Raw genomic sequence first — 23,665 nt, 5'->3', positions numbered from 1 at the left:
CAGGGTTAGGACCCACAGTGGATAAGCCGGGTTTCATCGTTCCCCCACCGGGGATGTTCCCGTCCAGCGACGAGAGTGACGAGGTGACGGCACGAGTTCCCCACGCCGACCCGCTCGTCAGTGTTTCGCTCGTCATCGTCCCGCCCGTGCGCGACGCCCCGGCTCCGGCGGCGACACCGGCGGGGGACGCGGCGCCGCCGACGGGTCCGTCGCCGGCGGTCCTGGCCATCCCTGCGTTCGTGCCCACCAAGCTGGGCACCACGCCGGTGCCGCCGCGCCCGTTCGTCAGCGCCGCCCCCGTCAGTGTCGCCCCCCTCGGCGCCGCGCCCGTCAGTGTCGCGCCCGTCAGCGCAGTACACGGCAATGCTGCGCCGGCTCAGACCGTGACCGGCTGGCAGCTGCGACTGGCCGACGGCCAACGGATGCCGGTGACCGGATCGCTCGTCTTCGGCCGCGACCCCTCGCCGGTGACCCGGCGGCCCTCCACCATGGTCAGCGTCGTCGACCCTGCCCGGTCGGTCTCCAAGTCACACGCCCTCGTGGAGCTTTCCTTCGACGACGACCTTTCGGTCACCGATCTGCACTCCACCAATGGCGTGAGCCTCATCGGCGCCGACGGGAGCAGGGTGGAACTCGAACCCGGCATCCGCACCCCGCTCCCGGCCGACACCCGACTGATGCTCGGCGAATTCGCCGTCGAGGTCACCCGGGCCTGACTGTTGCCGAAGCGGACATCTGCGCCCGGCGCACCGGGCACAATAGTCCGAACGAGTAACAGTTACGGCTACACCTCGGCCCGTGTCGCGGTGCTCGCCAGCGGCGGGGTTCTGGGCAGCCGCAGGGCCGCGCCGAAACCGAGGAGACCGGCCAACGCCAGTCCGGCATAAACCACCGTCAGCGCGGTCTGCCTGGCATCGGCATTGATGGCGATCATCGCGTCCTGCTGCTCGGCCGGGTACTCCGAGATCGCGGTGCTGAGCTGGGCGTCGCTGATGATCTGCGCCTTCTCGGTGACCGCCGTGTCCAGTTGTGATTGCTCCGACGCAGTGAACGCCGGACTGTCGTCGATCAGGCTCGTGGCAGTCAGCACGAACACCGACAGGATCAGTGCCCCGGCCAGCGACGTTCCGAGCGACGCCCCGATGTTCTGCGCGGTGTTGATCACCCCAGACGTCTCATTGGACCGTTGCGGTTTCACCGACGACATGATGAGGTTCTGGTTCTGGGAGGCTATGGTGCCCGCACCGAAGCCGACCAGCGCCAGTCCCAGGATGAACTGGGTGCCGCTGGTCGCATCCCTGGCCAGCAGCCCCATCGCCGCGGCCCCCAGCACGATGATGCCGAAGCCGGCGAGAATAACCGAGCGCGGGGCGAACCGGCGACTGAAAACCCGCCCGCTGACCCCGGCCGAGAGGAGCACGGCCAGGGACAGCGGCAGCAGGGTGAGCCCACTCTGAATGGCCGAGTAATTCAACTCCATCTGCACGTAGAGAGACAATGCGAAGATCGCGCCGGTCAGCACGAGGTACTGCAGCAGCTGCACGGATGTTCCGGATGAGACGGCGCGGATGCTGAAGAGACTCAGGTCGAGAAGGGTGTCGTGGTGGTGCCGGTCCCGGCTCCGCTCCACCAGGATGAAGACGATCAGGACGAGCAGTCCGATCGACACGAGGATCACGGTGGGGGAGATCTGGCCTGCTGTGAGCACAACCTGACCGAACACCTCCACGTCGACCCGGCTGACGAACAGGCCGTACGCCGAGGCCATCACGATGCCTAGGACCACGGTGATGAGTCCGGCGGAGCTGAGGATGAATCCAGTCCAGTCGAATCGCGGTTTCCTGCCGAGGAACGGCGCATCCTTGATGATCTTCAGCTGGGTGAAGATATAAAGCGCCACGAGGAGTTCGCTGGCGAAGGCCAGTCGCCAGGACAGGTACGACGTGAAGAGGCCGCCGATGATCGGCCCGATCCCCGCCGCGATGCCCGCGATGGCGGCGAAACCGGCATAGGCCTTCGCGCGGGCGGGACCGGCAACGAAGTTCGACACGATCAGCGACATCATGGCGGGGAGCATCATCGCCGCGCCGAGGCCTTCGAGGATCGACCAGCCCAGGATGAAGATGCCCAGGGTGGGGGAGAGGGCGGTGATGGTGGTGCCGACGGAGTAGACGCTGAGGCCGATCACGAAGGCGCGTTTGCGGCCGATGATGTCGCCCACCTTGGCGCCGGCGATCATGAACGCCGCCATCACCAGGGTGTACAGCGTGATGGCGTTCTGGATGCCGGTGACCGTGGTGTCGAATTCCGCCACCAGGGTGGACAGCGACACGTTCATGAAGGTCGAGTCGACGACGATGATGAACTGGGCCAGCAGGATCACCACCAGCACCCTGCCTGTCTTCTGCCCAGCGGCCACCGTCGTCATGCGCACACCATACGTCGGCCGTCCCTCCGTGGCCAGCGTCAGCGGCCCCAGCACGCGGCCGAGCATCCGCGAACCGTGAGCAAAGCACCTGAAAGCCCCGATTTTGAGGTGCAAAGCTCACAGTTCGCGGACTCGAAGGGGAGTGTTAGCCTGAGGTGTGCTGCAACGTCGACTACTTCTTCTGTGCCGCGGCGAGTCTCGTATCTGACAAGGCCCACTCGTCGCGGAGTTTGTCGTTGGCTGCCACCGTTCCCGAGGAAGACGCACGAACATGACTAACGCAGTGAACACGGACTCACCCACGTCGGGGATCCGTCCCCGCACCCTGGCCGAGAAGGTCTGGGACAAGCACCTGGTGGCCAAGGGCGAGAACGGCACCCCTGACCTCATCTACATCGACCTGCACCTCGTGCACGAGGTCACCAGCCCGCAGGCCTTCGATGGTCTGCGCCTGGCCGGTCGCCCCGTACGCCGGCCGGACCTCACGATCGCGACCGAGGACCACAACACGCCGACCCTGGCGATCGACAGGCCCATAGCCGACCTGACCAGCCGCACCCAGATCGATACCCTGCGCAAGAACTGCGCCGAGTTCGGCATTCGCCTGCACTCGTTGGGCGACATCGAACAGGGCATCGTGCACGTGGTCGGCCCGCAGCTGGGCCTGACCCAGCCGGGCATCACCGTGGTCTGCGGCGACTCGCACACCTCCACCCACGGAGCCTTCGGCGCCATGGCGCTGGGCATCGGCACCAGCGAGGTGGAGCACGTCATGGCCACCCAGACGCTGCCGCTCACGCCGTTCAAGACCATGGCCATCACCGTGAACGGCGCCCTGCGCCCCGGCGTTACCGCCAAGGACATCATCCTGGCCGTTATCGCCAAGATCGGCACCGGCGGCGGCCAGGGCTACGTGCTCGAATACCGCGGCAGCGCCATCCGCGCCCTCTCCATGGAGGGTCGGATGACCATTTGCAACATGTCGATCGAGGCGGGCGCCCGCGCCGGCATGGTCGCTCCGGATGCCACCACCTACGCGTACCTCGAAGGCCGTGCGCACGCGCCACAGGGCGCCGACTGGGACGCCGCCGTCGAGTACTGGGACACCCTGGCCACCGATGAGGGCGCCACGTTCGACGCCGAGGTCATCCTCGACGCCGATACCCTCGAACCGTTCGTGACCTGGGGCACCAACCCCGGCCAGGGCGTCTCCCTCAGCGACACCGTGCCCAACCCCGCCGACATCGACGACGCCAACGAGCGCAGCGCAGCCGAACGGGCCCTGGAATACATGGACCTGGCCGCCGGCACCGCGATGAAGGACATCCGCGTCGACACCGTATTCCTCGGCTCCTGCACCAACAGCCGGGTCGAAGACCTGCGTGCCGCAGCCGACATCATCAAGGGCAAGGTCATCGCCGACGGCGTCCGGATGCTCGTGGTGCCCGGCTCCGCCCGCGTGCGGATCGAAGCCGAGGCCGAGGGCCTCGACAAGATCTTCCTCGCCTTCGGCGCCGAGTGGCGCTTCGCCGGCTGCTCGATGTGCCTGGGCATGAACCCCGACCAGCTCGCCCCGGGGGAACGCTGCGCCTCCACCAGCAACCGCAACTTCGAGGGACGGCAGGGCAAGGGCGGACGCACCCACCTGGTCTCCCCGCTCGTGGCCGCAGCCACGGCCATTCGCGGCACCCTGTCCAGCCCCTGGGACCTCGTGCAGGACGGCACCATCCCGGCCGGCGCTGTGCCCGCCGACATCGTGCCCGCCGATCTCACGACCGCGAAGCTGTAGGAGCGCCCGACATGCAGAAATTCACGACCGTCACCGGCGTCGCCGTCCCCATGCGCCGGTCCAACGTGGACACCGACCAGATCATCCCCGCGGTTTTCCTCAAACGGGTCACCAAGACCGGATTCGAAGACGCCCTCTTCTACGGATGGCGGCAGGATCCTGAGTTCATTCTCAACCGATCCGCGTACCAGAACCCCCGGGTCCTCGTGGTCGGCGCCGACTTCGGCACCGGATCCTCACGGGAACACGCCGTCTGGGCACTGCGCGATTTCGGCTTCGACGTCGTGCTCAGCCCCCGGTTCGGCGACATCTTCCGCGGCAACGCCGGCAAGCAAGGACTGCTCGCCGGCCAGATCAGCGAGGCCGACGCGGAGACCCTGTGGCGAGTTCTCGAAGCCGACCCCGGAATAGATTTGACCGTGGATCTGGTTGCCTGTACTGCCAGTGTCGGCGAGCTCACAGTCTCATTCGAGGTCGACGAATACACTAGATGGCGACTGCTGGAAGGGCTTGACGACATCGGCCTCACCCTGCGCGATGAAGCGCGCATCGCAGAATTCGAATCCCACCGGGAGCCCTGGCGCCCCCGCACACTCCCCGCAAGGCAGGTAAATTTGTGATCATCGTCGGAGACACCAATCAGGTGCGCGAGAACGTTCAAGACAGCTCAGAGCGTGGGAACGCGCAGAGCCATGGTGCCAATGTGGGCCTGGTAGGCGACAAGATCACCATCCGCGGCGGACGCCCGCTGATCGGCCGCATCGAGGTCAAGGGTGCCAAGAACCTGGTCACCAAGGCTATGGTCGCCGCCCTCCTCGGTGAGACGCCCAGTATCCTGCGCGACGTGCCCAACATCAGCGACGTGCGCATCGTGCGCGGCCTGCTCGAGGCGCACGGTGTCAAGGTGACCGAGGGCGACGAGCCCGGCAGCCTGATGCTCGACCCGGTGGATGTGGAGAGCGCGCACTACGCCGACATCGACGCCCACGCCGGCTCCTCCCGCATCCCGATCCTGTTCTGCGGCCCGCTGCTGCACCGCCTCGGCGAAGCCTTCATCCCCGACCTGGGCGGCTGCCGCATCGGCGACCGACCCATCGACTACCACCTCGAGGTTCTGCGCAAGTTCGGCGCCGTCGTCGAGAAGCAGCCCAACGGCATCCGCATGTCGGCGCCGAACGGCCTCAAGGGCACCAAGGTAGAGCTGCCCTACCCGAGCGTGGGCGCCACCGAGCAGGTTCTGCTCACCGCCGTGCGTGCCGAGGGCATCACCGAGCTCAAGAACGCGGCCATCGAGCCCGAGATCATGGATCTCATCAACATCCTGCAGAAGATGGGCGCCATCATCACGGTCGACACCGACCGCGTGATCCGCATCGAGGGTGTCGACAGCCTGCAGGGCTACCAGCACCGCGCCCTGTTCGATCGCAACGAGGCCGCCAGCTGGGCCGCGGCCGCGCTGGCCACCGACGGCGACATCTTCGTCGGCGGCGCCAAGCAGGCCGAGATGCTCACCTTCCTCAACGTTTTCCGCAAGGTCGGCGGCGCGTTCGACATCCACGACGACGGCATCCGGTTCTACCACCCGGGCGGCGACCTCAAGCCCGTCATCATCGAAACGGATGTTCACCCAGGCTTCATGACCGACTGGCAGCAGCCGCTCGTGATCGCGCTGACCCACGCCCACGGTGTGTCGATCGTGCACGAGACCGTCTACGAGCAGCGCTTCGGCTTCGTCGATGCTCTTGTGGAGATGGGCGCGACCATCCAGATCCACCGCGAATGCCTCGGCGGGCACCCGTGCCGCTTCGGCCAGCGCAACTTCAACCACTCCGCCGTCATCGCCGGGCCCACCAAGCTCGTCGGCGCCGACATCGAGGTCCCGGACCTGCGCGGTGGCTTCAGCCACCTGATCGCGGCCCTCACGGCCGAAGGCACCTCCACCGTGAGCAACGTGGGCATCATCAGCCGCGGGTACGAGAACTTCATCACCAAGCTGCGACTATTGGGAGCTGACTTCGATCTCGCAGGATAATGGCACCGTGCCAGATCCAAACGTGCCAGATCCAAACGTGCCAGATTCGCCCAGTCCGTCGACGGTGACGACCAACCGCAGGGTCCGCTCCGAGAAGAGCACACCCTCGATCTTCTGGCTGCTGGCCGTGCTGGTGGTCCCGCCGATGAATGCGGTTGCCCGCTACAAGATCACCGACGGTCACAAGTTCCCGCGTCAGGGTGCGTTCGTCTTCTCGCCCAATCATTACAGCGAGATCGACCCGATCGTGATGGGCATGGTCAGCTGGAAGCTTGGTCGGCTGCCGAGGTTCCTGGCCAAGGCGTCGCTGTTCAAGCTGCCCGTCGCCGGCTGGCTGCTGAAGAAATCCGGTCAGATTCCGGTGCAGCGTGGCGGTGCGGTGCGCGGCAGTGAGCCCGTCAAGGCCGCCCGTCGCCTGGTCGAGCGCGGCCAGATGGTGGTGGTCTACCCGGAAGGGTCGCTCACCCGTGACCCGGAGCTGTGGCCGATGCGCGGCAAGAGCGGCGCCGTGCGCATCGCTCTGGAGCAGGGCATCCCCATCGTGCCCGCGGCGCACTGGGGCACCCAGCAGCTGATGGAGCGCTACTCCAAGAAGCTGCACCTGTTCCCGCGCAAGACCATCCTGGTGAAGATCGGCGACCCGATCGACCTGGCCGAGTTCCGCGGCCGCAACCCTGACACCGCCACGCTGAACGAGGCGACCGCCGTGGTGATGGATGCCATCACCGCCCTGCTCGAAGACCTGCGCAACGAGACCGCACCGGCCAAACGCTGGAACCCCTCTGAGCACGACCAGAAAGAGACCGGCCGTTTTGAAGCCTAAAGTCCAGCCAGGCACCCGAGTCGCCGTCCTCGGCGCGGGAAGCTGGGGCACCACGTTTGCCAAGATCCTCACCGACGGGGGAGCGGATGTCGTCCTTTGGGCCCGCCGCCCCGAGCTGGCCAGGGAGATCACCGAGGGACGCCGCAACAGCGACTACCTGCCAGGGATCAACCTTCCCGTGGGCCTCCGCGCCACGTCAAGCCTCGACCTGGCACTGGCCGGCGCCGAGCAGGTCTTCGTCTCGGTGCCGAGCCAGTCCCTGCGCGAGAACCTCATCCAGGCGGAGCCGTTCCTGGCTCCGGGCGCCATCATCGTGTCGCTGATGAAGGGCGTCGAACGCTCCTCCGGCTTGCGGATGAGCGAGATCATCGAGCAGGTCCTGCCGATCGACCCGTCCCGCATCGCCGCCATCTCCGGGCCCAACCTCGCCCTGGAGATCGCCAAGGAGCAGCCCACCGCCGCGGTGGTCTCCTCGTCGAGCCTGGAGACGGCGCACGCCGTTGCCCTGCTGGCCACGACCAAGTATTTCCGTTCCTACGTGAACACTGATGTCATCGGCACCGAGTTCGGCGGCGTCCTGAAGAACCTCATAGCCGTGGCGATCGGCATCGTCGACGGAGTCGGCTACGGCGAGAACACCAAGGCGTCCATCATCACCCGCGGCCTCGTGGAGATGACCGATTTCGCGGTGGCCTACGGCGCCCATCCGGAGACCCTGGCGGGCCTGGCGGGTCTCGGCGACCTGATCGCCACCTGCCAGTCACCGCTGTCCCGCAACAACACCGCCGGACGACTGCTCGGCCAGGGCTACAGCTACAACGACGTCATCGCCCAGATGCAGCAGACCACGGAAGGCTTGGCATCCGTGAGCCCGATCCTCGAGCTGGCGCGCGCCAAGGGTGTCGACATGCCCATCGTCGAACAGGTGCGACAGGTGCTGGCAGGTACGCTGAAGCCGCGGGATATCGCGCCGCACCTCACCACTGACTCCGGCGCACCGCAGGGTGAAAGGACCATTGATGACGGAGAAGCTCACGGTAGCGCTGCTGTTTGGGGGGCGTTCAAGCGAACATTCGATCAGCTGCGCCACAGCGGGCGGGGTACTCGCGGCAATTGACCGGGACCGTTACGCGGTCATCCCGGTCGGCATCACCCGCGACGGCGCCTTTGTGCTCGAGGACGACGACCCGACCAAGTTCACGCTGTCCGCAGCGGCCCTGCCCGAGGTCACCGACAACGGCAGCCGGGTGCTTTGGCCCGACAGCGCAGCGAGCCGCGAACTGACCGTCGTCGACGGCTCCGGCCGCCGCAGCCTCGGCTCGGTCGACCTGGTCTTCCCCATCCTGCACGGCCCGTACGGCGAAGACGGCACGGTGCAAGGGATGCTCGAACTGGTCGATCTGCCGTTCGTCGGCTCTGGTGTGCTGGCGTCCGCACTGGGGATGGACAAGCACTTCACCAAGACCGTCTTGCAGCACTCCGGGCTGGCCGTCGCGCCCTGGCACACCGTCACCGCGGACGACTGGGCCGAAACACCCGACCAGGCCTACGCGGCGCTGACAGAGCTCGGCCTGCCGGCGTTCGTGAAGCCGGCCAGGGCCGGTTCCAGCGTGGGCGTGAGCCGGGTCGTCAGCCCCGACCAGTTGGCCGAGGCGATGGCCGTGGCCCTGGCCGAGGACGACAAGGTGCTCATCGAGGCCGGACTGGTGGGCCGCGAACTCGAGGTCGCCGTTCTGCAGGGCCGCCCCGGCGATCCCGCGCACGCCTCGGTTGCGGGAGAGGTCGTGGTCACCGGGCGTGACTTCTACGACTTCGCCGCCAAGTACCTCGACGCTGCGGGAATCGAGCTGGTCTGCCCGGCGAACCTCGCCGCGGCCGACCTGGCTGAGATGCAGCGCGTCGCCGTGCGGGCGTTCGAGGCCATCGACGCCCGCGGCCTGGCCCGGGTGGACTTCTTCCTCACCGCCGATGGCTGGGTGATCAACGAGATCAACACCATGCCCGGCTTCACGCCAATCTCTATGTTCCCCAGCTGCTGGCTGGCCAGCGGCTACACCTACCCGCAGCTGATCGACGAACTCATCGAGGTGGCCCTGGCACGCGCGGCGCACAAGCGCCGCCGCACCTCGGCCGTCGTCACGGAATAACCGGGCGGCTCAGGGCGCGGGGATGTCCGTGGGCAGCGTGGCGTCCTCGGCGCCGAGGCACTGCTTCGTGGCGGGAATGTTGGAAATGGCCGAGGAGAGATCGACCAGGGTGGTCGACCCGCTGACCAGTTCGGAGTCGATATACACCTCGGTGGCGGGCTCCCGGCCGTAGGTCGTGTACCGGTATTTGGGCGCCTCGGAGTCGTCCTCGATCCAGTCGATCCCGTTGATGCTCACGCAGGGCAGCGTGGTGGGACCGGGCACCTCGACTCCGCAGGTGAGCAGCACCGCGCTGGGCTCGCCCCAGGCGCCGGTGGACTGGGCGTTCGTCTCCCGCTCGGGCTGGTCGGCCACGGTCGTGGGCAGGCGCACGATGATGTCGGCGCAGGCCGGGTTCTCTGCATCCGCTGCCGGCTGCATCGGAACCGCGGCGGCGCAGCCGGTGATCAGCACGGCGGCGACCGCGAGCAGCAGCGCTGTGGCGGCGCGTCGGCGCGGGACCGGGCCGGTGCGGCGACCGGGACGGCGCAGGTGAGTGAACTGGAAAGTCATCGCATTCAGGTTACCGTTTGAAGCATGACGAAAGCTCCCGACCGGGCCGCGCTCGACCAGACGGCTCCCGACCAGACCGCTCCCGACCAGACCGCTCCCGACCAGACCCTGGCCGACCTCAGCGAGGGCGAGGTGCTCGCCCGCATCTTTCCCAGGCTGCCGCACGCCGACACCGAACTCCTCGGTCCGGGGGATGATGCCGCGGTGCTGTCCGTCGCCGACGGCCGGTTCGTCGTCACGTGCGACATGATGATCCAGGGCCCGGACTTCAGACTGGCCTGGTCGACGCCGCACGACCTGGGCTGGAAGGCTGCCGCCACCAACCTGTCCGACGTCGCCGCGATGGGCGCCAGGCCCACGGCCCTCGTGGTCGCGATCGCCGCTCCGCCGTCGACGCCGATTTCTGTCATCCTCGGCATCGCCGACGGGCTGCGTGACGGCTGTGAAGCGCTGGCGCCGGGTTGCGGGGTGGTGGGCGGCGACCTGTCCGCCTCCGACGCAATCACCCTGTCGATCACGGCGTTCGGCGACCTCGAGGGCCGGGCTCCGGTGCTGCGTTCGGGCGCCACGGCCGGTGACGTCGTCGCCCACGCCGGCCGACTGGGTGATGCCGGCATCGGGCTCGGGCTGTTGTTCCGCTTCGGTGTGGATGCCGACGGTATGCCTGACCGGGCGGCCGCCGACGACCTGAAACTGCGCGAGCCGCGCTTCGTCGAGGCGCAGCTGGCGCCCGTTCCGCCGATCGGGTTGGGGCCGGTCGCCGCGGCGGCCGGAGCGAGCGCCATGCTCGACGTGTCCGACGGCCTCGCCATCGACGCGGGACGGCTCGCGCGGGCCAGCGGCGTGGGCGTCGACTTCGATTCGGCCGCGCTCGGCGACCAACCTGAGCTGGCTTTGGGCGGGGGAGAGGACCATGGCCTGCTGGCCACCTTCCCACCCGCCGCCACGCTCCCCGCCGGATTCCGGCGCATCGGCACCGTCACCGATCAGCCCGGCCTCGTGCTCGTCGACGGTGAACCGCACACCCAGGGCGGTTGGGATCCGTACCGGGGCTGGGACGGCGCCACCTCGTAGCCGCACCTCCCAAGCCGCTGCCCCGACTATGCCGGTGCGGTGTTGCTCGGCTCAGCCGGCCTTCACCAGGGTGCGGGCGATCTCCCGGGCCCAGGCTTCGATCTCCGTCCAGTCCCTGAAGTCGCCGGCCGGGATCTTCTCGGCGGCCCCGGGGAATTTGCGGATCATCCGATGGGGCAGGCTCAGAGCCTCCGGGTCGATGGCACCGAAGAACACCCGGTGGCCGACCGGGCGCACAGCGTTGGTGAACTCGTCGATCTCGGCGGGCACTGTGCTCTCCCGGAGGTCGGCCCCGTCGGCATCCGTCGTCTCCGTGCCGAGCGGGCCGCTGCTGAACAGCCAGACCTGGTGTTCGAGCAGGGTCGGCTGATGGCGGCGCACGAAGGTGCTCGCATCCTTGAGCCAGTGGCCCATGTACACCGCGCTGCCCACGACGAAAGCGTCGAAACCCGCGACATCCTCGGCGTGCGGGGGTGTGGCGGCGTCGTAGACGTGCGCATCGAGGCCGGCGAGGGTGAGTTCGGCGCCGATCCGTTCTGCGATTCCGAGCGTGGCGCCGTAATGGCTGGCACAAACTACCGCTATGCGCACGGGGTCGACCTTTCGGATGGGTGGACGACGATGCCCACACCCCAAACGTAGGCCGTCCATACCCGTTCTGACCAGCCCTCTTCAGGGGCTCGGCTCAGGGGGTCGGCCCAGCGGCTGCGCGCGGCAGAACAAACTACTGGGCCGGGCCGGCCACCCCGGCGTACCAGAGGGTGGTGTCGCCGTAGTCCTTGCGGCGCTCGAGCTCGAGTCCGGGTCCCCACGCGGGTTCGGGTGACCGGGAGGAGCGCTCAACGACCACGAGGGCGTCGGGATCGAGCAACGGCGTCAGTGCGGCGAGGTTCGCGGCCAGTTCCGTGTCGGCAAGGTCGTACGGCGGGTCGAGGAAGACCAGGTCGAAGCCGTCAGGCGTGCCCGCGAGGAAAGACTGCACGGCCTGGCTGGACACCGCGATGGAGAGGGTCGAGCCTTTCGGGGCGGCCTTCTGCACGGCGGCGGCGTTCTTGCGGCAGGTCTGGCTGGCGGCGAAGCCGTTCTCGACCAGGGTCACCACCCTGGCACCACGACTGGCGGCCTCCAGGCCAAGAGCGCCGGAACCCGCATACAGGTCGAGCACCCGGTACTCGCGGATGGCGTCCCGTGCGTCGAGGGCCGAGAAGAGCGCCTCGCGCACCTGGTCGCTGGTGGGCCGGGTGCCCTTGGCCGGCACGGTGAGGGTGAGGGAGCCGGCGAACCCGGCGACAATTCGCGTCATTTGCCTTCGAGCCTAGCCGCCGCGGCTCCTGCACAGTCTGCGCCGCGGGCGTTGAGTGTCGGCGGTGACGTTTAGCATCGGAGTATGACCGGTTCGGATGCCGCCGCCTCGCACGGGGACCCCGCGGACGACCCCCACACACTGACCCTCGACTCCGGCCTGCCGGGCGTTCTCGGCGCGGCCCCGGCGACCCTGCTGGGCAAGGCGTTCGGCATGTCCACGGTGGGTGACCTGCTCAGTCACTATCCGCGACGGTACGCTCGCCGCGGCGAGCTCACCACCCTGGCGGCGTTGCCGCTGGATGAGGCCGTGACAGTGCTTGCCGAGGTGCTGTCGGTGACCGTGAAACACCCCGGCAGCCGGCAGCCGGGCAAGAAGTCGCCGCACCGCACGGAGGTCATCATCTCCGACGGGCGCGGCATGCTCTCGCTGACCTTCTTCAACCAGCCGTGGCTGCCCAGGACGCTGCGCCCCGGCATGCGGGCGATGTTCTCCGGCAAGGTCACGATCTTCAACAAGACCCGTCAGCTCGCCCACCCCGACTATGAGATCGTGCCGGGCAGCGACGACCCGATGGATGCCGCCATCTCTCCGGAGGACGCCGCAGAGGCCCGGCTGTGGGCCGACCGGCCCATCCCCATCTACGCCGCGACGGCAGCGGTGACCAGCTGGCAGATCGCCAAGCTGATCGTGAAGGTCATCGAGAAACTCGGCCCGATCGAGGACCCGATCCCCGAGCGGCTGCGGCGCGAACAGGGTTTGCTCGAGCACCGAGACGCACTGGTGCGGATCCACCGCCCGGCCACCGACGAGGACTGGAACGAAGCCAGAGCCACCCTGCGCTTCACCGAGGCGTTCGTGCTGCAGTGCGTGTTGGTGCAGCAGCACACCGAGCATCGGGCCCTGCGCACCCGGTCGCGGCAGCCGGTTGCCGGCGGCTACCTGGAACGGTTCGACGCTGCTCTGCCGTTCGCGCTCACCGTCGACCAGGAGATCACCGGCGCGGAGATCCTGCGGGACATCGCCCTCACGGCCCCGATGAACCGGCTGGTGCAGGGCGAGGTCGGCTCCGGCAAGACCGTCGTGGCCCTGCGCGCCATGCTCGCGGTGGCCGACTCCGGCGGCCAGACGGCGTTGCTGGCGCCCACCGAAGTGCTCGCTGGACAGCACCTGCGTTCGATCAGTCGCATCCTCGGCCCCGACCTGGCCGCAGAACTGATGCCCACCCTGCTCACCGGCCAGCTTCCGGTGGCCGAGCGGCGCAAGGCCCTGCTGCGCACGGTGTCCGGCCAGGCGCGCATCGTGATCGGCACCCACGCCCTGCTCAGCGACACCGTCGGCTTCTTCGACCTCGGCCTCGTCGTGATCGATGAACAGCACCGCTTCGGCGTCGACCAGCGTGAGGCACTGCGGCAGAAGGCCGAGCTGCCCCCGCACGTGCTCGTGCTCACGGCCACGCCCATCCCACGCACCATCGCGATGACGGTGTTCGGCGACCTCGACGTGAGCACCATTATGATGCTGCCCTCCGGGCGCCCCGGCATCGAGAGCTTCCTGGTGCCGGTGGATGAAAAACCGGCCTGGGTGCTGCGGGTCTGGCAGCGGGTGGCCGAGGAGCTGGCGCTCGGTCGCCAGTGCTTCGTGGTGTGCCCGGCGATCGCGCCGAAGAAGCTGGAACAGGGCGAGGAGATCGATTTCGACGCCACCCCGATGACCACAGTAGAGGAGCTGCACGCCGAACTCCGCCGCCATCCGTTGTTGAGGGATGCCCGCATGGCGCCCCTGCACGGCGCGATGAGCGCCGACGAGAAGGATGCCACCATGCAGGCCTTCGCGGCCGGCGACATCCAGGTGCTCGTGGCAACGACGGTCATCGAGGTCGGCGTCGACGTTCCGAACGCCTCGGTGATGGTCGTGATGGATGCGCACCGCTTCGGTGTCTCCCAGCTGCACCAGCTGCGCGGCCGGGTGGGCCGGGGCGGCGTGCCCGGCCTGTGCCTGCTGGTGACGGCGGCGCCGTCGGGGACCCCGGCCAGGGACCGGATCGAGGCGGTCGCCAAGACCCTCGACGGCTTCATCCTGGCGCAGGTCGACCTCGAACAACGCCAGGAGGGCGATGTGCTCGGCCGTTTCCAGTCCGGCGGCCAGTCGTCGCTTCGGCTGCTTCGCGTAGCGACCGACGGTGACATCATCGCCGAGGCCAGGACCGCGGCGCGGGTGCTGATCGGCGGCGACCCGGAGATCCGCACCATCCCGGCGCTGCGGGCGGCCGTGCGCCGCCGGCTCGACGACTCGGAGCGTGCGGCGCTGTCCAAGGGCTGAGCGTTCTCCAGCGCCGGCCCTCTCTCCCCGGGGTGGGGGGCTTGGCAGCGCCCCTGATAAGCAGCGCCCCTGACAAAGGACTAGACGTCTGGCAAATCCGACCGGACCGGGCAGCGGCCGCTGCACGCTGGCGCTAGGGTGAACCGTATGCGCAGGATCGCCGTCGTACCTGGTTCGTTCGACCCCGTCACACTGGGGCATCTGGACGTGATCCAACGGGCCGCCGGGCTCTTCGACGAACTCCACGTACTCGTGGTGCACAACCCGGGCAAGTCGGCGCTCCTCCCCATCACCCAACGGGTGTCCCTCATCGAACGGGCGATCCTCGAGGCCGAAGTGCCCGGCAACGTCATCGTCAGCTCCTGGAGCATGGGGCTGCTCGTGGACTACTGCGTCGACGTGGGCGCCAGCGTGCTGGTCAAGGGCATCCGCTCACAGATCGACGTGGCGTATGAGACGCCGATGGCGATCGTGAACCGCAACCTGGCCGGCGTCGAAACTGTTTTCATGCTGCCCGATCCCGCCCACGCCCACGTGTCGAGTTCCCTAGTGCGTCAGGTCGCCGCCCTCGGTGGCGACATCGCCCCGTACGTGCCGCCCGCCGTCGCGGCCTTTCTGAATCGACAGCTCGCATGAACGCGTTCCCGGGGCGCTGGGTCTCGGAGTCAACCGTCGCCGACTCGGCGACGGCCAGGGTGAACCCTCTTGGCGCCATCGATGTCGAGCGCGAAACCGACGTGGCGTTGCCCGAAGTGCAGGCAGCCGCCCTGGCGATCATGCGCAATGTCGAGTCCGTCATCGACGGCAAGCACTCCGCCGTGCAGATCGCGCTCACCGTGCTTCTGGCCGAGGGCCACCTCCTCATCGAGGACGTGCCGGGCGTGGGCAAGACCATGCTCGCCAAGGCCCTCGCCAAATCGGTGGACTGCAGCGTCGGCCGCATCCAGTTCACCCCGGACCTATTGCCCTCGGATGTCACGGGGGTCTCGGTCTACAACCAGGCCGAACGAAGGTTCGAGTTCAAGCCAGGCGCGATCTTCGCGAACATCGTGATCGGCGACGAGATCAACCGGGCCAGTCCCAAGACCCAGTCGGCGTTGCTGGAATGCATGGAGGAACGCCAGGTCACCGTCGACGGGCACAGTTACCCTCTGGCCCGCCCGTTCGCCGTCGTGGCCACCCAGAACCCCATCGAGATGGAGGGCACCTACGCCCTGCCGGAGGCACAGCGGGACCGGTTCATGGCACGCATTTCAATGGGCTATCCCGACCCGGCGTCCGAACTCGCGATGCTCGACTCCCGAGACCTGACGAGCCCGCTGGCCCGGATCGACGCCGTGGTCACCGGCGCCCAACTGCGCGGCATGATGTCGGCCGCCCGCAGCGTCTACGCCTCCGCTGCGGTCAAGGAATACGCGGTGGCCGTGGTGCGCGCCACCCGCGAGGACCGCGACCTGCGGTTGGGCGCGAGTCCGCGGGCGACACTGCAGCTCATCAGGGCCGCGAAGGCCCAGGCGGCGCTGCACGGCCGGGAATATGCGCTTCCCGACGACATCGATTCCCTCGCCGTCGCCGTGCTCGGTCACCGGTTGGTTCCCACCACCCGCGCGCTGGGCCACCGCTCCCAGGACAGCGCCATGCTCATCGAGGAGACGGTCAGGCGGATCCTGGCCGCCACACCCGTACCGACGGGTTCCCAGGGCCGGCTGTAGCGGCCGGCACGTGATGGAGCCATCATGGGAATGCACACGCAGGTGGACGTGACGCAGACGACCGTGACGCAGACGACATGACGCAGAGTATGACCAGGAGCGACCTGACCGCAACGACCCGCCGGGCCCGCCGGATGGTCCGACCCACGCTGCGCGGGGCCGTCTTCCTGGGTGTGGGGGCGGTGCTCTTCGTGCTCGCCTGGACCTACGACGAACGGGACCTCTTGTTCATGGCGGGCCTGCTGCTGCTGGTGCCCCTGGCGGCACTCGGGTACGTCCTGGTGCATCCGCTTCGTATGGCCGTCAGCCGCAGCTTCAGGCCAGGCACCGTGTCGGCGGGGCTCAGCGCCACCGTGACGATCCAGATCCAGAATCTGGCCCCGGCGCCCCTCCTCGGGCTGCGCTGGCGCGACACCGCGGGCCGGGGAGTCGACGTGCCGCCGAGTCAGCCATTGCGGGGCCTCGCTCCGGCCCGGGTCCGGCGCCCGGGGGCGGCAGACACCGCACGGGTCAGCTACCAGCTGCGACCGCCCCGGCGAGGCGTGTACCCGGTCGGCCCGATCATGGTCGGCCGAACCGACCCCTTCGGTCTCGCCTGCAGCGAGTGGCCGGTCGGCTCCCAGCACGACCTGACCGTGACGCCGACTGTCACACCGCTGCCGGGCAACGGTGTCTCAATCACCAGGGGCGAGGGTTCCCGGCACGAGCGCCTCAGCCATCTCAACAACGACTCCGACGAGCTGATCGCCAGAGAATACCGGCCGGGGGACCCGATGCGCAGGGTCAACTGGCCGGCCACCGCCCGGCACGGCGAGATCATGGTGCGGCAGGAGGAGCAGCGCAGCCACCCCGAGGCCCGCATCATTCTGGACACCACCCGCGGTGGGCGCGGAACCGGCCTCGCACACGACGCCGAATTCGAACTGGCCATCGAACTGGCGGCATCCATCGCGGTCCATCTGCTCGATGGTGGTTTCCGGGTCGATGTCGTGGAGCTCGGACCCTGCCAGCTCCTGCCCGCCAGGACCCGAGCAGGAGATACCCGGGCCCTGCACGACCCCGACGACGGGCGTCGGGGTGGACTGCGCGGCGACGACCCGGTCTCCTTCACCGGTCCGGAGGGAGCGCTCGCGCTCATCGACGCGCTGGCGAGCGTGGTCCAGCGCGATCGTGTTGAGCACGGCACACACGACCAGCCCGGCTCCCGGCACACCGTCGCGCTCGGCCGGCAGATCCCGGCGTTCGCCGTGCTTGTTGACATCGGCGCCGCCGACACGAACGATCTGGTCACTCTCCGCGGGCTCTGCCAGCCCGCTGTCGCGTTCGTGTTCGACACTGTCGACAGCTCCGCCGTCGAGCGCCTGAGCGACGCGGGCTGGCAATGCGTGCCGCTGACCGCCAGGACGCCGGTAGACGCCGCGTGGGCGCAGGCCGGCCAGGACCGGGCGGAGGCGCGGTGACCGGGACCGAGGTGGCCGGCGCCGACCGCGCCGTGGCTGACCAACCCAGGGCCGCCCGGGCTCGGGCCGGTCAGACCGGGGGCGGGCCCTCCGGTCGTGGGCCGAACAGGGAGTCCCACCGACCGCCGGTGGTGCGCTGGCCGCTGACCCTGGCGGTGCTTGGCCTGTTGATGACCGGATGCACCGCCCTGGGCACTGTGCTCGCCGGGTCGGCCTGGTGGTTGGTGCTGCTGATCGTGGCGAGCGTCGTCCTGGCCGGCGCCGCCGGGCTGCGTCGGGCCGGGGTCCCCGCGGTGATCGTGCCGTTGCTGTCCGCCGGCGTGCTCGTGATGGTGCTCACGCTGTTTTTCGGCGGCGGCACCGGACTGCTCTGGCTGGTCCCCACCGGTGACACCCTCACCCGCTTCACCGAGCTGGCCACGGCCGGTGTCAGCTCCATCCAGGTGCAGGGCACCCCCGCGGAGGTGCTGGACGGCATCCTGTTCCTCCTGGCCGGCGGGGTGGGCCTGCTGGCGATCGTGATGGACCTCCTGGCCATCGGGCTACGCCGACCGGCGCTGGCCGGAATCCCGGCCCTGGTGCCCCTCGCGGTGCCCGGTTTCGTGGTGTCCACCGGAGCGGACTGGATCGCCCTGGCCGCGACAGCGACCGCCTATCTGCTCCTGCTCCGTATCGACGTGCACCTGCGCGGCCTGCAGGTCAACCGCCAGGCCGGCGGACGCGGAACTGGAATCACCGGCGCGGCGGGGGCCGTTCGAGGCGCCATCGCCATCGGTGCCATCGGCATCATCGGCTCACTCGTGTTCAGTTTCTCCGCGCCCGTGATCTCCGGCGGCGCGTTCGGCTCGCGGCCCAACAGCGCCCTGTTCAACCGGGGGATCAGCCCGATGATCGATCTCGGCCAGGACCTGCGCCGGCCCCAGCCCGGTCCGGCCCTGCACTACCGCACGTCAGCCAATGAGCAGCCCTACCTCGCCGTGCTCACCCTCGATGACATCAAGGGGACCAGCTGGCTGCCCAGAGCCAGTGAGATCGACGAGGACCTGACCGTCGAGTCGATCCCAGCCCCACCGGGCCTGTCTGAGCAGGTGGACCGCACCGAGGCCAGCACGATGATCGTGATCGACGGTGTGGACACCCAGATGCTGCCCGTTCCAGTGCCGGCCACGAGAGTGGACGGGCTCACCGGGAGCTGGTATTGGAACGACCGGAACCGGTCGATAACGAGCACCGACAGCTCCACGATCGGCCAACGCTACACGGTGACCTCCCTCGAACTTCAACCCACCAGGGAACAACTGCGCGACGCCGGTGGCCGATACCCGGTGTCGATCGAGCCGAGCTTGTTCCTGCCGATGGGCACGCCGGGGATCATCGGCGAGACGGCCCGCACGGTCAGCCAGGGCACGGATTCGACCTATGACGCCGCGGTGGCCATTCAGGATTACCTGCGCGGAAACGACTTCACCTACGACACCGAGGCACCGGTGGAGGACGGGTACGACGGCGGGGGAGCGGATGTCATCGCCACCTTCCTCGACGTGAAACGCGGCTACTGCGTGCACTTCGCCTCGGCGATGGCGTTGATGTCACGGAGCCTGGGCATACCGGCCAGGGTGTCACTGGGCTACCTCCCCGGCACCCGCACCACCACGGCCGTCAACGACCAGAACCGCTACAACGTCGATTCCGACGATCTGCACGCCTGGCCGGAGCTCTACTTCGTCGGGATCGGCTGGGTGCCCTTCGAACCGACTCCCGGCCGGGGGTCCGTTCCGGACTATGCCCAACCCGAGAGCACCACGGCTTCCGGCGCGCCATCCGCCGGCGATGCCCAGTCGGTCGTACCCCGGCAAAACGACAATCCGGGGCTGGAGAGCGGACCGCTGGACAGCCTGGTCGCGCCGGAGGATGAGCTGCCAGGCACCCTGGCCCGGATCGGGCTTGTTGCCGGGTGCGTCCTCATCCTCCTGCTCACCCCCGGCGCGATCCGGCTGGTCCGGCGCCGCCGACGCCGGCGCCTGTTGGCGGCGAACCGGGCCGGGCCCGTGCTGGCCTGGCGCGAGCTGGCCGACACCGCGGTGGACCAGGGGGTGACGGTCTACGACACGCTCACCCCCCGGGAACTGGCCGACAGCATCCGGGACAAGGTCGTCGTCAGCGCTGCGCCGGAGGTGCGCGAGGCGCTCGACCGACTGCTGGTGGCCACCGAGCAGGCGCACTACGCCCGCCGGCAGGGTCCGGCGGCCAACCAAGGCGCTACTCTGCTGGGCGACCTCGACCTACTCCTGGCCGCCCTGCGGCAGAGTTCCGGGCCGGCCCAACGGGCCAGGGCCCTGATCATTCCGGCGTCGCTGACGTCGACGGCGCTGCGCCGGATGGGCCTGGCCGCCGGTACCGCGGAGTGACCGGCGCATGGCGACACACCGGAGCGGACCGACCACCCCGATTCGACGCGTAGAATTTTCCCTTGTGAATAAGTTCAAGAAGACCCCGTACAAGGTTGACGTCCGCGACGTCATCAACCGCCCGGGAACGATGTTTGAGCGCAACATCGACATCGTCGTGCCCAACGACCTCGGTGAAGCGCTCGTTGCCGTGAAAGCCGGCTCCACCCTCGAAGCAGATCTGCGCCTTGAGTGCATCCACGAGGGCATCCTGGTGACCGCGGATGTGACCGGAAAAGCCGCCGGAGAGTGCGGAAGATGCCTGATTGACATCGAATTGCCTGTCCGAGTTCATTTTGTGGAGCTTTTCGCGTACGATCTAGACGAAGCTTATGAGTGTGCGGTTCAAGATGACCACGTGGATCTTGAACCACTAATCAGGGATGCAGTGGTGTTGTCACTGCCGTTCCAGCCGGTTTGCCGGCGGGATTGCCCAGGTCTCGACCCAGAGACCGGGGAACGGCGTGCCACTTCCCCTGAACTTGAACCGAGTGACGTGCAGGATCCCCGCTGGTCCGCACTATTGGAATTCCAAGCTTCCGAAAGCATCAGCACGGATGACGACATCCAGGCTGTACCGGATAGAGAAGAGAAGTAGTCATGGCAGTCCCGAAGCGCAAGCAATCACGCTCCAACACCCGCTCACGCCGCTCCTGCTGGAAGGCCGAAGCCCCCACCCTGGTGAAGACCATGGAAAACGGCAAGGTTGTCTACAGCCTCCCGCACCGCGCGAAGGTTGTCTCCGACGCTGCAGGCACCGCACTCTTCATGGAGTACAAGGGCCGCAAGGTCGCTGACGTCTAATCAGAGGGTTTAGTCACAGGGGTGGTGCGCACAACCGTGTCAGGTTCTGACGCCGATCCCGGAACAGCCGATGCTCCTGCAGCGCACCCCGCTGCAGGAGTTTCTGCTGCCCGGGCGTCGCAACCGGATGATCCGATGGCGGCCCTGCAGGTGATCCTTGGCCTGCAGGTCGAAGCCGGTCTTCTCGAACTGGCGTTGACACACCGGTCCTACGCATACGAACACGGTGGCCTGCCCACGAACGAGCGCCTGGAATTCCTCGGCGACTCGATTCTGGGCCAAGCCGTCACGGTGATGCTGTACCGCGACTACCCGCTGTTGCCGGAGGGTGACCTCGCCAAGCGCCGGGCCAGTCTGGTGTCAACGGCCGCGCTGTCGGAGATCGCCCGCGGCATCGGCCTGGGCGAATTCGTGCGCCTCGGACGTGGGGAGACCCTCACCGGTGGTCGTGACAAGTCGTCGATCCTGGCCGACACCGTCGAGGCCCTCATCGGTGCCGTCTACCTCGACACCGGTGTGGAATCCGCGACCCGATTCGTGATGCGGCTGCTGCAGCCCATGCTGGCCGATCCCGGTCACTTCGGAATCTCCATGGACCCCAAGACCAGCCTGCAGGAGACCGCTGCCCGGCTCGGTGCCGGCGTCCCGGTCTACTCCGTCGCCGAAAGCGGGCCGGACCACTCCAAGGTTTTTGTCGCCACGGTGACCGTGGGAACCGCCGTCACGGCCACGGGCGAGGGCACCAGCAAGAAGCACGCCGAGATGGCCGCCGCCCTCGAGGCGTGGACGCGCCTGCGCACACCCCGGCGCTGACCCGTGCCCGAACTCCCCGAGGTCGAGGTCGTTCGGGCCGGTCTGGAAACCGCCGTCTCCGGCGCGGTCGTCACGGGCGTCGAGGTGTTCGACGACCGGTCCCTGCGCCGCCACGACGGATCGCTGGGCGGCTTCGACACCCTCCTGACCGGCGCCAGGATCGAGGCCGCCGTCCGACGGGGCAAGTTCCTCTGGTTCCCACTGGCCCGGGCGGGAGACACCGCCGGCGGCGCCGAGCGCCTGGCCCTCGTGGCCCACCTCGGCATGAGCGGACAGGTACTGCTGCGCACACCGGGGGAGAACCCGGAGAAGCTGCTGCGCATCCGGTTGACCCTGCAGCACCCCGAGCACGGCGAACTGGCCCTGCACTTCGTGGACCAGCGCCTCTTCGGCAGCATGGCAGTGGACAGGATGCGCGCCACCGCCGACGGCCTCCCGGCCGGCTACTCCGGGCCCGGCATGGCACCTGGCCGCAGCGGGGCCGCCGATTCCGATTCCGATCCCGGCGCGCCGACCGATTCCGGCCCGGCCTGGGCGGGCCTCATTCCCGGCCAGGTGGCGCACATCGGCCGCGACCCGCTCGACCCTGGCTTCTCCGCCCCGGCCTTCTACCGAGCGTTGGCACACACCAGGTCCGGCATCAAACGGGTGCTGCTCGACCAGAAGGTGGTCAGCGGAATAGGCAACATCTATGCCGACGAAGCCCTCTTCGCCGCCCGGGTGCACTTCGACCAGCCCGCCGCGTCGCTGTCCGCGGCGAGCACCCGCCGCCTGCTCGGCGCCATCCGCGAGATTCTGCTGAAGGCGTTGGCCGAGGGCGGCACCAGCTTCGACGCCCAATACGTGAACGTCAACGGTCAGTCAGGGTACTTTTCGCACAGCCTCAACGCCTACGGCCGGCAGGGCACGCCGTGCCCCCGATGCGCAACCGACCTGGTGCGGGTCAAGTTCATGAACCGGTCCTCGCACTACTGCCCGCGGTGCCAGCGGCTGCGCCGACCTTCCGCCAGGCCCCCTCGTACCCCATCGGTGTGAACCCGAGCGCCTCATTGACGTCGAGCATGTAGCGGTTCTCCTCCGCGTTGAACGTGGTCACCGCCCGCTGCTCCGGATGCCCCAGGGCGAGTTGCTGCAGATTGGCCAGCTTCATCAGCATGCCGAGGCGATGCCCGCGGTGCTCGCGCAGCACCAGGGTGTCCTCCTGCGAGACGGCTCGGCCGGGATCGCCAGGCACCGAGAGCTCGGTGAAGCCGGCGAGGTGACCGCTCGGCCGATGCAGCGCCGCGGTCACCACGGCCAACCGTGGGCCGGTGGCGTAGGCGTCCTGTTCGCGCTGCAGCCGCTCCACGGTCCAGAGCTCCATCGGCAACTGCAGGCGGCTGCCTCGCTCCACCTGCTCGAGCCGGTAGCCCCGCTTGAGGAGAAAGCGCACCTCGGGGTGCCGACGGCACCGAACCGAAGCCAGTGGGCGCCGCGACACGTTCGCCGGGCCCGGGCGGCGAGACCGCGTAGACCACGCGGCTGCTGCGCCGCTCGGCGTCGGCCAGCGACTCCAGAACCGTCGACAGTGCGGAGCCGATGCCCCGGCCACGCCATTCAGGCAGGACCTCCACGGTGAACCAGGCGAACAGGGACGCCGGGTCCGACTGCGTCTCGTAGAGAGCGCGGGCCACGATCGTGCCCGCGGAGCGCGCCACGAACAACTGTCTGGGGGAGTGCTCCGGCGTCAGGGACGCCGGGAGCAGCTCCTCGGCCGACTGGGCTAGCTCACCGGTGCCGTAGGCGTGTGCCTCCACCCGGTTGCGCACCTCGACGGCGGCAGCGAACTCCGCCCAGCCCGACCGTCCTGGCGCAGCCGGGATGCTCAATTCATCGACGCTGAACGGTCGACCCTCCATGCCCGCTGAGCCGAGACCCGGTGCCGCGGAACCGACAGGCTGGCGTGGATCGCGGGCGGGC

The 23,665-nt window shown here is 68.5% G+C and carries 22 protein-coding genes and 1 pseudogene; 17 read left to right on the top strand and 6 right to left on the bottom strand.

What is annotated here, in order from left to right; genetic code table 11:
* Nucleotides 1–17: 17 nt before the first annotated feature.
* Nucleotides 18–716, top strand: a complete 699-nt coding sequence (locus BJQ95_RS11460; RefSeq protein ID WP_130179093.1) for an FHA domain-containing protein — start codon at nt 18–20, stop codon at nt 714–716.
* Nucleotides 717–784: 68 nt separating this feature from the next.
* Here BJQ95_RS11460 and BJQ95_RS11455 read toward each other — a convergent pair whose 3' ends face one another.
* Nucleotides 785–2,428, bottom strand: coding sequence for an MFS transporter (locus BJQ95_RS11455; RefSeq protein WP_165385025.1), 1,644 nt, complete (start codon nt 2,426–2,428; stop codon nt 785–787).
* 271 nt (nt 2,429–2,699) lie between these two features.
* Between BJQ95_RS11455 and leuC the strand changes: the two genes are divergently transcribed.
* From leuC to BJQ95_RS11425, 6 genes are all read left to right on the top strand, one after another.
* Complete coding sequence (leuC, locus tag BJQ95_RS11450) at nt 2,700–4,217, top strand: 3-isopropylmalate dehydratase large subunit (protein WP_130179095.1); 1,518 nt, start codon at nt 2,700–2,702, stop codon at nt 4,215–4,217.
* Nucleotides 4,218–4,228: 11 nt separating this feature from the next.
* Entirely contained in the window at nt 4,229–4,837 is a 609-nt protein-coding gene (leuD, locus tag BJQ95_RS11445; protein ID WP_130179096.1) for a 3-isopropylmalate dehydratase small subunit, read from the top strand.
* An 83-nt stretch (nt 4,838–4,920) separates the two neighbouring features.
* Nucleotides 4,921–6,249: a UDP-N-acetylglucosamine 1-carboxyvinyltransferase gene (gene murA, locus BJQ95_RS11440; protein ID WP_130179147.1), complete on the top strand. Its 1,329-nt coding sequence runs from the start codon at nt 4,921–4,923 to the stop codon at nt 6,247–6,249.
* A gap of 64 nt (nt 6,250–6,313) precedes the next feature.
* On the top strand, nt 6,314–7,072 hold the full coding sequence (locus BJQ95_RS11435; RefSeq protein WP_256041360.1) for a 1-acyl-sn-glycerol-3-phosphate acyltransferase: 759 nt from the start codon (nt 6,314–6,316) through the stop codon (nt 7,070–7,072).
* Nucleotides 7,062–8,189, top strand: a complete 1,128-nt coding sequence (locus BJQ95_RS11430) for an NAD(P)H-dependent glycerol-3-phosphate dehydrogenase (protein WP_240694923.1) — start codon at nt 7,062–7,064, stop codon at nt 8,187–8,189. Before BJQ95_RS11435 ends, BJQ95_RS11430 begins: the two co-directional genes overlap by 11 nt.
* Nucleotides 8,092–9,219 carry a D-alanine--D-alanine ligase family protein gene (locus BJQ95_RS11425; RefSeq protein WP_130179098.1) on the top strand — a complete coding sequence of 376 codons (1,128 nt, stop codon included), beginning with the start codon at nt 8,092–8,094 and terminating at the stop codon, nt 9,217–9,219. The genes BJQ95_RS11430 and BJQ95_RS11425 overlap by 98 nt, the downstream gene beginning before the upstream one ends.
* Before the next feature lie 9 nt (nt 9,220–9,228).
* Here BJQ95_RS11425 and BJQ95_RS11420 read toward each other — a convergent pair whose 3' ends face one another.
* Complete coding sequence (locus BJQ95_RS11420; protein ID WP_130179099.1) at nt 9,229–9,771, bottom strand: DUF3515 domain-containing protein; 543 nt, start codon at nt 9,769–9,771, stop codon at nt 9,229–9,231.
* Between the two features lie 24 nt (nt 9,772–9,795).
* On the opposite strand from BJQ95_RS11420, the gene thiL reads away from it, so the two are divergent.
* Nucleotides 9,796–10,845 (top strand): thiamine-phosphate kinase, encoded by a 1,050-nt coding sequence (gene thiL, locus BJQ95_RS11415; protein WP_130179100.1) that lies wholly within the window; start codon nt 9,796–9,798, stop codon nt 10,843–10,845.
* A gap of 51 nt (nt 10,846–10,896) precedes the next feature.
* On the opposite strand, the gene BJQ95_RS11410 is transcribed toward thiL, so the two are convergent.
* Both BJQ95_RS11410 and rsmD read right to left on the bottom strand, forming a co-directional pair.
* Nucleotides 10,897–11,436, bottom strand: coding sequence for a flavodoxin domain-containing protein (locus BJQ95_RS11410; RefSeq protein ID WP_130179101.1), 540 nt, complete (start codon nt 11,434–11,436; stop codon nt 10,897–10,899).
* Nucleotides 11,437–11,569: 133 nt separating this feature from the next.
* Nucleotides 11,570–12,148 carry a 16S rRNA (guanine(966)-N(2))-methyltransferase RsmD gene (rsmD, locus tag BJQ95_RS11405; RefSeq protein ID WP_130179102.1) on the bottom strand — a complete coding sequence of 193 codons (579 nt, stop codon included), beginning with the start codon at nt 12,146–12,148 and terminating at the stop codon, nt 11,570–11,572.
* Between the two features lie 84 nt (nt 12,149–12,232).
* On the opposite strand from rsmD, the gene BJQ95_RS11400 reads away from it, so the two are divergent.
* The 9 genes from BJQ95_RS11400 (at nt 12,233) to BJQ95_RS11360 (ending at nt 22,741) form a co-directional block, all read left to right on the top strand.
* The gene (locus tag BJQ95_RS11400; RefSeq protein WP_130179103.1) at nt 12,233–14,470 is read left to right on the top strand and encodes an ATP-dependent DNA helicase RecG; all 2,238 of its coding nucleotides are present in this window, start codon (nt 12,233–12,235) and stop codon (nt 14,468–14,470) included.
* Between the two features lie 147 nt (nt 14,471–14,617).
* Nucleotides 14,618–15,106 carry a pantetheine-phosphate adenylyltransferase gene (coaD, locus tag BJQ95_RS11395; protein ID WP_130179104.1) on the top strand — a complete coding sequence of 163 codons (489 nt, stop codon included), beginning with the start codon at nt 14,618–14,620 and terminating at the stop codon, nt 15,104–15,106.
* Nucleotides 15,103–16,182: a MoxR family ATPase gene (locus BJQ95_RS11390; protein ID WP_130179105.1), complete on the top strand. Its 1,080-nt coding sequence runs from the start codon at nt 15,103–15,105 to the stop codon at nt 16,180–16,182. Before coaD ends, BJQ95_RS11390 begins: the two co-directional genes overlap by 4 nt.
* A 77-nt stretch (nt 16,183–16,259) precedes the next feature.
* The gene (locus BJQ95_RS11385; RefSeq protein ID WP_130179106.1) at nt 16,260–17,642 is read left to right on the top strand and encodes a DUF58 domain-containing protein; all 1,383 of its coding nucleotides are present in this window, start codon (nt 16,260–16,262) and stop codon (nt 17,640–17,642) included.
* Nucleotides 17,639–20,050, top strand: a complete 2,412-nt coding sequence (locus tag BJQ95_RS11380; protein WP_130179107.1) for a DUF3488 and transglutaminase-like domain-containing protein — start codon at nt 17,639–17,641, stop codon at nt 20,048–20,050. The genes BJQ95_RS11385 and BJQ95_RS11380 overlap by 4 nt, the downstream gene beginning before the upstream one ends.
* A 64-nt stretch (nt 20,051–20,114) precedes the next feature.
* A complete protein-coding gene (locus BJQ95_RS11375) occupies nt 20,115–20,687 on the top strand; it encodes a DUF177 domain-containing protein (protein WP_240694924.1) in 573 nt (190 codons plus the stop codon).
* A gap of 2 nt (nt 20,688–20,689) precedes the next feature.
* Nucleotides 20,690–20,893, top strand: coding sequence for a 50S ribosomal protein L32 (gene rpmF / locus BJQ95_RS11370; protein ID WP_130179108.1), 204 nt, complete (start codon nt 20,690–20,692; stop codon nt 20,891–20,893).
* 135 nt (nt 20,894–21,028) lie between these two features.
* Nucleotides 21,029–21,706, top strand: coding sequence for a ribonuclease III (gene rnc / locus BJQ95_RS11365; RefSeq protein WP_130179109.1), 678 nt, complete (start codon nt 21,029–21,031; stop codon nt 21,704–21,706).
* Nucleotides 21,707–21,709: 3 nt separating this feature from the next.
* Nucleotides 21,710–22,741 (top strand): Fpg/Nei family DNA glycosylase, encoded by a 1,032-nt coding sequence (locus tag BJQ95_RS11360; RefSeq protein ID WP_130179110.1) that lies wholly within the window; start codon nt 21,710–21,712, stop codon nt 22,739–22,741.
* Here BJQ95_RS11360 and BJQ95_RS11355 read toward each other — a convergent pair.
* Nucleotides 22,656–23,138, bottom strand: a complete 483-nt coding sequence (locus tag BJQ95_RS11355) for a hypothetical protein (protein WP_240694925.1) — start codon at nt 23,136–23,138, stop codon at nt 22,656–22,658. The two genes, BJQ95_RS11360 and BJQ95_RS11355, sit on opposite strands and share 86 nt — an antisense overlap.
* A gap of 142 nt (nt 23,139–23,280) precedes the next feature.
* Nucleotides 23,281–23,604 (bottom strand): annotated as a pseudogene (locus tag BJQ95_RS19540) (GNAT family N-acetyltransferase); the annotation flags it as partial.
* Between the last annotated feature and the right edge of the window lie 61 nt (nt 23,605–23,665).

Origin of the sequence: Cryobacterium sp. SO1 (assembly GCF_004210215.2) — a bacterium.
Taxonomy (GTDB): Bacteria; Actinomycetota; Actinomycetes; order Actinomycetales; family Microbacteriaceae; genus Cryobacterium.
Note: the sequence above shows the minus strand (reverse complement) of the source record. Positions and strands in the feature narration are given on the sequence as shown.